Genomic DNA, 10,497 nt, shown 5'->3' on the forward strand with positions numbered 1-10,497 from the left:
GCTTGAAGTAATATATAAGAACATACTACATTGTAATTATCATTCTCTACCCAGACTTGAACATTGTAAGTTATCTTAGCGTCTAATAATTCTTTAACTAAGATTCGCGGTTTAGGATGATCTAAGATAAGTTCATTGCTTTTTAAATCTTTTAAGAGTCGATCCATAAACTCAGTTGTGCTTTTTGTAAGATTAGTTTGCACTAATACTTCTGCACGTCTAAAATTATCTTGGGTAATATTCTTAATCTTTCCATTGGATAATATTCCGTTTGGTATATATATCGTGTTATTTTGATAAGTAATTATCTGAGTAGAAAAAATGTGAATAGCTACTACGCGACCACTTTCGCCTTGTGCCTCTATTACATCTCCTACTTTAAAGGGTTTAAATAAGATAAGTAAAACTCCCCCAGCAAAATTACTTAATGAACCTTGTAGTGATAGACCGATAGCTAAACTCATTGCTCCTACAATAGCTACAAAAGAACTTGTCTGAATCCCCAGCTTAGAGGCGATTATCACAAATAACAATATTCGCAGCCCCCATATTAATGCATCTATTAAGAAGCTAGCGAAGGTAGGGTCTATTCGTTTCTCTAAGAATATTTTAGAAGCTAATTTTTTTAAGAATTTAATTAGCCATAATCCTATCGCTAAAATGATCAATGAAGTGACAATTTCAGGGACAAATTGTAGGATCTTTTTTAAATAACTATTGAGTAAGGTATTAAATGTTTCCATAGATTAAAGTTGAAAATCGGTTATAATACTTAAATCTTCTTCTGGTTTATAGCATGTAGAATTAGCACATAAATATACTAGTAGATGCTTGTCGTTCTCTTTGTTTAGGTAAGGAATTTTACTCTCTTGTTCAACAGGGAAAACAAAGGTGTGAGTAATTACTTTTTTTCTCAATAAAAGTGATGTTTTCAGAGCACCTTTACCTACTAAGGTAATTTCAGCAGGATGACTTTGATATAAATCTGCTAATAACCAATGTGAATAAGCAGACGGATAATCAATCTGAGTTTTGATTATTTCTAACATATTTATAGAAGTATTTCGATAATGTAAATTATCATATAATACAGCTAGCTTTTGTAGATTTAAACACATAATAGCATTAGAAGAAGGGATTACATTATCTTCTGTTTCTATATTTTTAATGATGTATTCTTGGATGTCTTGGCTATAGAAGAAGAATTTTGTTTTATCATCATAGAAATGGTCAAACACATAATCTGTACAGTTTTTTGCTATTGTCAGGTAGTTATCTTCACCCGTATGCTCATATAATTCTATAGCAGCACTGATATAATATGCATAATCATCTAGGTAAGCCTTAATTGTTTTTTGACCATTTTTATAAGTGTGGTATAAACCTTTATCTTCATCCCAAAGTTTAGCAGTTATAAAATCAAATGTCTTAATGGCAAGCACTAAGTATTCTTTGTTATTGAGCGCTGTGTAGGAATTTAGTAATCCATTAATATACATAGCATTCCATGACGTCAATGTCTTATCATCTAGTCTAGGGGCTTTTCTGTTTTTTCTAGCTTGTAGAAGCAACTCTTCCCACTCTTTTTTCAAAGTAACTAGATGACTGTATTCAATATTATTTTGATTAGCTATTGAATGTAAATCTTGTGTTTGAATAAGTACATAATTGTTCTCTTCCCAATATCCATTGTCATTAATATTGAAGACCTGTTTAAAGATGTCATATTCTTTATTGATAATGTCTTGAAGTTCTTTTTCTGTCCAAACGTAGTAAGCTCCTTCTTTCAGTTGGTTATCATGATTAAGACTATCTGCGTCTAGTGCAGAGTAATAGCCTCCTTCTTTATTTGCCCAATTGTTTTCTATGTAAGTTATCGTTTTTGCGATGACTTCTTTGTACAAATTGTTTTTAGTTCTTTTATAGGCATCAGCATAGACTGTTAATAATTGTGCATTGTCATATAACATTTTTTCAAAATGTGGAATGTGCCAACGCATATCGACAGAATATCGTGAGAATCCTCCTTCTACAGTGTCAAATAAACCACCCCAAGCCATTTTAGTTAAGGTTAGGTCTATATATTCTAAAATATCTTTAGTATGGCTGTAAACTCCTAATTTTTGAAGATATAGTAAATTACTCGGCATCATAAATTTTGGTGCTCTCCCGTACCCACCATTTTCCCAATCAAAACTCTTTGACCATTTCTCGATTAAGACCTCTAGGTTGAACCTAGTTTCAGAATTCTCAATAGGACCGGAACTTAACAGAGAAATTCCTTCGTGTAGTTGCTCTGCAAAATCTATAACAGTTTCTGGTTTTGTCTGATATAGTTCATTTAGTTGAGTTAAAGAATCTAACCAAGTTTGTTTTGGAAAATAAGTACCTCCCCATATAGGTCTTCCGTCAGGTAAACAAACTACGTTTAATGGCCAACCTCCTTGTTTTGTCATAATTTGAACTGCTTTCATGTAGAAGGCATCTATGTCAGGAAATTCCTCTCTATCTATTTTAATAGAAATAAAGTGATTATTCATTAGAGTCGCTACTTTATTATCTTCAAAACTTTCGTGTTCCATCACATGACACCAATGACAAGTAGAATATCCGATACTGATAGCTATTAATTTATTACTTTTTTTAGCAAGCTCTAGAGTCTTTTCGCTCCACGCCTTCCAATGAATTGGGTTACTAGCATGTTGTAATAGGTAGGGACTGGTTTCTTTATGTAGTTCGTTCATTTTTGTTTGTAAAATTTCTATAAAGATAAAAAGTTTAAAGATGAGCAGTGGTATGATGTTTATGTTTTTTATGAATTTGACTTTCATAAAAAGTAGTCATCACAAGTTTGTTTTCTCAACTTGTAATATTATGGTTTCAAGTTCTTTTTATACCTATTGAGCTATAGAAAATACTAAATTAAAAATGTATTTTGGTAGATGATGCCGCAGTGATGCCGCTATGATACCGCAATGATGCCGCATTATTATAGGATTTTAGCGGCATCATTGTGGTATCAAGAAGTGATCAACGCAGTATCATAATTCAGGATTAGGTATACAGTAATGTCTTTTATGGTCTCTTGGTTACAGAAAAATTGGTGTTCAATGTCTTGTTTTTGACAGTAATGCTGCACTTTGTTTTTTAGTGAATGAAAAATGAATTTTAAACTGTGAAGTCTTGTTATTAATAGTGATAATTCTATTAGAGAGTTTTTGAAATACATGAAAGATGATGAGGTGAATTTTGATTTTGTTTTCATCTTGCAGTTTTTGATTTAATATCAATAAGCTTTTTTTCATTAATGCTTGTTTCGTTTAACTAAAAAGCTCCTTTTGCTGTGATTTACTCAATATTTACAAAGGTTGAAAGCATAACAGTTACTTAACACATAAGAGTAAATTTATCAGAAACTTTGCTACCTAGACTTAACTATAAATTTTATTAGATGGAGCAGATTTATATTGTAATGCTTATTGCCCTTGCTGTATTAGCAGTTATTGATTTAACTGTAGGTGTGGCAAATGATGCTGTAAACTTCTTAAACTCTGCAATAGGTTCAAAGGCAGTTACTTTTAAAACAATTATGATTGTAGCTTCCTTAGGGATTTTAGTAGGAGCTTTATTTTCTGGAGGGATGATGGAAATCGCTAGAAGTGGAATTTTTAATCCACGAATGTTTACGTTTAATGATGTGATGATTATCTTTCTGGCTGTAATGATTACTGATGTACTCTTGCTAGATGTATTTAATTCGCTAGGATTACCCACTTCTACAACTGTTTCTATTGTGTTCGAATTATTAGGTGCAGCTGTGTGTCTTGCAGTTGTTAAGATTGTGGGTACCACCGATGGATGGAATACATTAACAGAGTACATAAATACAGAAAAAGCTACCGAAATAGTCGCTGGGATACTTATTTCTGTCTTATTGTCCTTTACGATAGGTATGTTAGTTCAATATATATCGCGTTTAGTTTTTACTTTTAATGTAGATAAAAAGCTAAAAACATACGGTGGATTATTCGGGGGTATTGCAATAACTGCTATTACTTTTTTTATACTTATAAAAGGATTGAAAGGGGCTAGTTTTCTAAGTGAAACGACTAGTTATTGGATTAATCATAATCAAGGAACTATAGTTCTAATAAATCTTGTATTTTGGACATTGTTTTCTCAGTTGCTTGTACAAGTATTTAAAATTAATGTACTAAAAATAATTATTGTTATTGGAACATTTGCTCTAGCACTTGCGTTTGCTGGTAACGATATGGTTAACTTTATTGGTGTGCCAATCGCAGCTTTCCAATCTTACGAATTCTTTATGGCTTCTGGTAGTAATCCTAACACTTTTATGATGGGTAAACTAGCAGAGGAAGATGTAGTAGCTCCATTTTATTTCTTGTTAATAGCTGGGGCGGTTATGGTATATACACTTTGGACTTCTAAAAAAGCAAGAACAGTAATCGAAACTGAGATGAGTCTAGCACGTCAAGATTCTGATGGCGAAGATGAAAAGTTCTCTCCTAATTTACTATCTCGCGGATTAGTGCGCGGAACAGTATTAATAGGAATGGGATTGAACTTCGTCATACCAAAAGGTTTGCAATCTCGTATGGATAGAAGTTTTGAAAAACCAAAAATGGTAGATACCACAAAGAGAGATAAAAAAGATGAGCCAGCTTTTGATATGGTACGTGCTTCTGTGAATTTGATGGTTGCAAGTATTCTTATCTCCATAGGTACTTCTATGAAATTGCCTCTTTCTACTACTTATGTGACATTTATGGTGGCGATGGGTACTTCATTTGCTGATAGAGCATGGGATAGAGATTCTGCTGTATACCGCGTAGCTGGTGTATTTAATGTGATTGGTGGATGGTTTGTTACAGCTATCGTCGCATTTATAGCTTCTTTTATTACTGTGTATATCTTAAAGATTGGTGAGATTTACGCTTTAGTAGCAATGCTTATTCTAGTGGGAATTTTATTATATCGCAGTAATAAAATGCACCAGAAAAAAATGCGTGAAAAATTAGAACAAGAGACTAAACTAAACAATGTAGATATAGGAACTATTCAGGGGGTGGCTGCTGAGAGTTCTACTCAGATAGCTAGTGTATTGACTAGAGTCAACGATCTATATACAATAGTGATAGATGCTATCGCATTACAGGATATTACTCAATTAAAAACGAGTAGAAAAAAATTAAAAAATTAGAGAAAGAAGTTGATAACTTAAGAGGAAACGTTTATTTCTTTATTAAGAAATTAGATGACACTTCTGTAGGGGCTAGTAAGTTTTATGTTATTACCCTGGGATTCTTACAAGATATGATTAAGGCCGTTAGCTTTATTGCTCAGAATAGTTATGGTCACGTAGATAATAATCACAAGAAGCTTAAATTTAATCAGATTCGTGATTTAAAATTAATTGATAAGAAATTACAAATCTTATTTGACAAGATTATTATCTTGTTCTCTGAAGGGAATTACTCACAAATAGAGGAGATACTAGAAGATAAAGATGAGCTTATTTCGTCAGTAGATAAGTTAATTCAAAAACAAATTATTCGTATTCGGACAACTGAAACGAGTGCTAAGAATAGTAAGTTGTATTTTTCTATTCTTTTCGAGACGGATGATTTGATTAAATCAACAATAGGACTGCTAGAATTATTTAAAGATTTTGATATCGATGTAAAACGTAAAAGTTTTACAAGGATGAGTTAAAAATAGTTTTTATTTAAAGAGGTGTTGCATTTGCAACACCTCTTTTTTGTTGTAATAAGCAGAAGGTAAAATTTAGGTATAAAAAAAGACAGCCGTTAAAGCTGTCTTTTCTATAGATAATTTGTAATAATCTTATCCGTTATATGCTTCCACAATAATTCCGTTGTCGTGTAGCATTTGTCTTAGCATGTTTTCAATACCATTTTTTAGAGTAAATGTAGAAGATGGACATCCACTGCATGCTCCTTGTAGAAGTACGTGTACAGTATTACTTTCTTCATCGTACTGTTGGAAAGCAATATTACCACCATCAGCTTGAACTGCTGGTTTTACATATTCTTCTAAGATATTGATGATACGTTGAGATTTCTCATCTAATGAATCAAAGTGCAATTCTTCTTTTTCGTCTATTGCTTTGGTATCTGTAATAAGAGATTCATCAACAGCTAAAAGTCCTTTTTCTAAATATTCTTTAATAAAGTATCTTGTGTCATTAACAATATCATTCCACTCAAAAGAACTGTATTTAGAAATAGAAACATAGTTTTCATCAATAAACACTTCTCTAACGAAAGGTTTCTTAAAAAGCTCTTGCGCAAGAGGAGATGAATTGGCTTCATCAATGTTTTTAAACTCTACTCCTTTTTTTGTTAATATTTTATTGGCAACAAACTTAATCACCGCTGGATTTGGCGTTGATTCAGCATATATAGTAATTGGTTGCTTTTTTATTTCTGTTTTAGAATCAATTAGTATTTTCTTACCTTTAGCCAAGAAAAGTTCTATTTGATCTGCAACGGTTTCTTTTACCTCATCCCATTCGACAATTGAAAATTTTTCAATGGCGATAAAATTATTTGAGATATAAACCGTTTTAACAAAAGGGAGGTAGAACAATTCCTTTGCAAGAGGTGAATTTGCAGTTTCATCAATATTTTTGAACTCAAAGTTTTCACCTTTAGTTATAAAATCAGGTAGAATAAATTTTATAATTGTAGGGTTTGACGTATTTTGAATTTGTATTTTTGACATATTATTTTATTTTTTTTCAAAATTAACAAAGAATAATTCTAAGCCTCACTAATATAAGTTATTTAAACATATAATTAACATATAAGTAAGCATTAACAATTAAAGTAGCGATTAAGATGAGCAAAAGGATATGGCTTTTATTTTTTGTCTTTGCAAGTTTGTTCTGGATGTCAGAAATAAACGCAAGTTCAAATGCTATTGATAAGAATATCAAGGGGAAAATTTCTCAGAAGGCAGATAATGATAATGATGGCGAAGAGCAAGAAAAAGTTGAAGTAGGTCAACCTTATGATTTAGAGCAATGCAATGCTCCAGAAGGTATTATTAAAGGTGCACGATTTAATCTAATAGATGCATTGCGTGGACCATTTCTTAATGCAACTTGGAAAGATGCCGAAAATAAGGAAATAGTTCCTTTTGGATTCAAATATAAGTTTTTTGAAGCGGAAGGTGATGCTAATAATGATAGCAATAGTCGTGGGCCTATTTTTAATTTAGATAGTGAGTCTATTGAGAAAATATTCTGGGTAAGAATCTATCCTGTCAACGATCCAAATAATGCACAGATTAGAAGCTTTACAGTTAGACGTAAGGTTGATAATTGTACAATTGAAAATATGATTGTTTCGATGTCGGACTTATATAAAAAAGATAGTGGAAATGGAACTGCATTATTTCAGATTAAGTCAAATATCAATGACGCGTTTTATGGCTCAGTTGTAAATTATACGGTACAAGCATATAAGGTTGTCAATGATGTAAGAGGAGCTGAAATTCCGCAAAGTGAATGGGATAGCTATTTAGGTAAAAATAAAGAGCAAATCGAAGTAGTAGTTACCAAAACTGGTAGTACAGATCCTAAAGATAAAGGAGCTAAAAGGTTTACTTTATATACTGAGAAGTTAGAACTAAATGATAATTTAGAAATTACATCTCCACAAGTAAAAGTGAATGATGGTAAACGCATTGGACTATTTAATCTAGTAGAAACATTACCTGACCTTACTAAAGATGGAAAGCCAGAATACTATGATATTGCTTATTATTCTGATGCGACTTTTAAAGATGATAAGCGCATTCCTGATGATCAATTAACAAAATATGAAGCAGCTGATAGTACTAAAGTTTACGCTAAAGTAGTTTCTAAATTGTTTTATGCAAATAAGGATAATGGAAGGGTAACTATTACTTTAAAAGTTACTGATAAACCTTATATCCAACCACTTGATAATCTTACAGAGTGTAATACTAAATTACCTGAGTATAAATTTGATTTATTGTTGAGATATAAAGATGTTTTAGGTAATTATCCAGAAGCAAAAGAAGGTGATGAGGTAGGGTACACTGTTGGATACTTCGCTAAAGAGGAGGATGCAGAAAGAAATGAAAACCCTATACCTACATCATTAAGTGTAAAACTTAATGAGTCAGTAAAAGTTTGGGTAAGATTAACTGATATTGAAAGTGGAAATTATAATGTTAGTTCTTTCTTTGTGTCACTAGGATATGATGATTTAAAAGCTGATAAAGGACATAATTTCAATGAATGTTTAGCTATAGGTCAGGATACTTATAACTTATATAATATCGAAAGATCTTTAATGGATTATAAGAATGATGATCCTATTTTGAGTTCATTGTCTGTTAATTTTTATCGTTCTGAGGATGATGCAAATAATGATACGGATGGATCGTTAGCGATTCCACGTGCAGAAGCAGAGAAATATGAAGTAAAAAGAGGGGTTGAAAATACTGTACAATTATGGGCTAGAGTAAAAATGAAAGGTGAAGGGTATAATTGTATGTCAGCTCCAGTTCCTTTTACAATCAAGTTTAATTTAATGCCAAATGCTACGATAGAAAGAGTTACATCTTTACAATTATGTCGTGATTATAATACAGGAGAGGTTAGCCCAGTTATTCTTAGAGCAGTATTAAAAGATGCTGGTCCATATAGTATTAAATGGTTTAAGTTAGTACCTACTGGAAATCAGGGGCTTTTTATAAGAGAATATTATAATGATTTTGATGATAAGATAGAGTTTCCTATTACAGAAGTAGGAAGATTTGGAGGAGAGGTTACTTATAAAAACAATCCACATGAAGGAGTAGATGCCTGTGCTGTAACTAATAACTGGGTAATCTATGATGTCGAAGTAGTAGTACATAATACTGACGGTACAGGAATGATTAATTCTTTAGATGTAGATGAAAAAGGTGAGGCAGTCGTAGAGTTTGGAATTAAAGATAGTGGAAGTGCTAATTTTGAATTTTCTATTGATAATGGAGCTTTTCAAGTAAGTAATCGTTTTTACAATGTACCATTGGGAGATCATATTGCTTGGGTACGTAACAAAGAAACAGGTTGTTTAGCTTATACTACTTTTTCTGTATTTGGTTATCCTAAGTTCTTTACACCAAATGGTGATGGATTTAATGATACTTGGAATGTACCTGGTTTAGCAGGTCATCCTGAGGCAAGAATTAATATCTTTGATCGTTACGGAAAATTAATAAAACAATTAAGTCCAAGAGGTGAAGGATGGGATGGTACCTTTAATGGAAGAAATATGCCATCAACAGATTATTGGTTTACCATTGAATTTACAAATGACTATAGAGGTAATAAAGAGTTGGATGGACGCAAAGTTACTTATAAAGGACACTTTTCTTTAAAAAGATAAATTAAGTTATGAAGAAGATATTTAGAAAACGCTATTTAGCCATAGCATTGTTATTGTCACAGTTTGGTTTTGCACAAGAAGGCTTATCCGTGTACTCAGAATATTTGGCAGATAACTATTATCTTTTGCACCCTGCAGTAGCTGGGTTAAAGAATAGTACCCAATTACGTATGACTACTAGACAGCAGTGGACTGATGTGGATGATGCACCTAAGTTGTTTACACTAGCAGCAAGCACACGTTTATCAGATCGATCAGGTATTGGATTTATTGCTTTTAATGATAAAAATGGTTATCATAAACAGACAGGTTTTAAAGCCACTTACGCTCACTTTATTACGTTTAGTGAATCGAGATATGACCTGAATCAATTGTCTTTTGGTATGAGTGCAGGTTTTGCACGCACATCTTTAGATGAAACTGAATTTGGTGTAGGAATGACTAATCCTTATGATCCAAATATTAATGGTGGTATCACAACTAAAGATACTTATTTTGCTATTGATTTTGGTGCTGCATATCACTATAAGAATTTCTTTTCTATGTTTACTGTAAAGAATGCTGTAAGTAGTAAACAAGAGTTGTATTCAGATGCAGAGAGCAATAACTTGCGTAAATATTTATTAGGAGCAGGTTATTCTTTTGGTAATACTAAATACGGTGAGGGATGGATATATGAGCCTTCTGTATTGTTACAATATACAGAAGAAGTAGAAGACTTATCACTAGATATGAATATGAAAGTTTACCGTCAATTTGAATTTGGGCGTATATGGGCAGGATTGTCTTATCGTACTAATTTTGACGGAGCTGATTATGAAAAAGGTGGGAAGATAAAAACACAACGATTAGAGTATATCACACCATTAATAGGAGGTAATTATAAGAACTTATCGTTTTCTTATGCTTATTCTCACTTAACAGGTGATGTTACATTCAGCAATACTGGATTTCACCAATTTACAGTTGGAATTAATTTGTTTTCAAAGCGAGTTAGTTTAGATTGTAATTGTCCAAGTGTAAAAGATTAAATAATACTACGTGT

General features: G+C 32.1%; 5 protein-coding genes and 1 pseudogene. 3 read left to right on the forward strand and 3 right to left on the reverse strand.

The features are described 5' to 3' along the window. Nucleotides 1–743: mechanosensitive ion channel family protein (locus RH98_RS13590; protein ID WP_010255961.1), on the reverse strand; the 743-nt coding region annotated here is incomplete at its 3' end. 3 nt (nucleotides 744–746) lie between these two features. Beyond that, nucleotides 747–2,744, reverse strand: a complete 1,998-nt coding sequence (locus RH98_RS13595) for a thioredoxin domain-containing protein (RefSeq protein WP_010255963.1) — start codon at nucleotides 2,742–2,744, stop codon at nucleotides 747–749. 707 nt (nucleotides 2,745–3,451) lie between these two features. Here RH98_RS13595 and RH98_RS13600 point away from each other — a divergent pair. Continuing rightward, nucleotides 3,452–5,736, forward strand: a pseudogene (locus tag RH98_RS13600) (inorganic phosphate transporter). Between the two features lie 132 nt (nucleotides 5,737–5,868). On the opposite strand, the gene RH98_RS13605 reads toward RH98_RS13600, so the two are convergent. Continuing rightward, nucleotides 5,869–6,768: a NifU family protein gene (locus RH98_RS13605; protein WP_010255967.1), complete on the reverse strand. Its 900-nt coding sequence runs from the start codon at nucleotides 6,766–6,768 to the stop codon at nucleotides 5,869–5,871. Nucleotides 6,769–6,884: 116 nt separating this feature from the next. Between RH98_RS13605 and RH98_RS13610 the strand changes: the two genes are divergently transcribed. Continuing rightward, entirely contained in the window at nucleotides 6,885–9,452 is a 2,568-nt protein-coding gene (locus tag RH98_RS13610; protein WP_081498637.1) for a T9SS type B sorting domain-containing protein, read from the forward strand. An 8-nt stretch (nucleotides 9,453–9,460) separates the two neighbouring features. Next, the gene (locus tag RH98_RS13615; RefSeq protein WP_010255971.1) at nucleotides 9,461–10,483 is read left to right on the forward strand and encodes a PorP/SprF family type IX secretion system membrane protein; all 1,023 of its coding nucleotides are present in this window, start codon (nucleotides 9,461–9,463) and stop codon (nucleotides 10,481–10,483) included. Nucleotides 10,484–10,497: the final 14 nt, after the last annotated feature.

Origin of the sequence: Myroides injenensis M09-0166 (assembly GCF_000246945.1) — a bacterium.
GTDB classification, from domain to species: Bacteria; Bacteroidota; Bacteroidia; order Flavobacteriales; family Flavobacteriaceae; genus Flavobacterium; species Flavobacterium injenense.

Excerpts from the sequence above, each read along its gene's own strand:
- RH98_RS13595 (WP_010255963.1), bottom strand. The coding sequence starts at position 2,744 with ATGAACGAACTACATAAAGAAACCAGTCCCTACCTATTACAACATGCT.
- RH98_RS13610 (WP_081498637.1), top strand. The coding sequence starts at position 6,885 with ATGAGCAAAAGGATATGGCTTTTATTTTTTGTCTTTGCAAGTTTGTTC.
- RH98_RS13615 (WP_010255971.1), top strand. The coding sequence starts at position 9,461 with ATGAAGAAGATATTTAGAAAACGCTATTTAGCCATAGCATTGTTATTG.
- RH98_RS13605 (WP_010255967.1), bottom strand. The coding sequence starts at position 6,768 with ATGTCAAAAATACAAATTCAAAATACGTCAAACCCTACAATTATAAAA.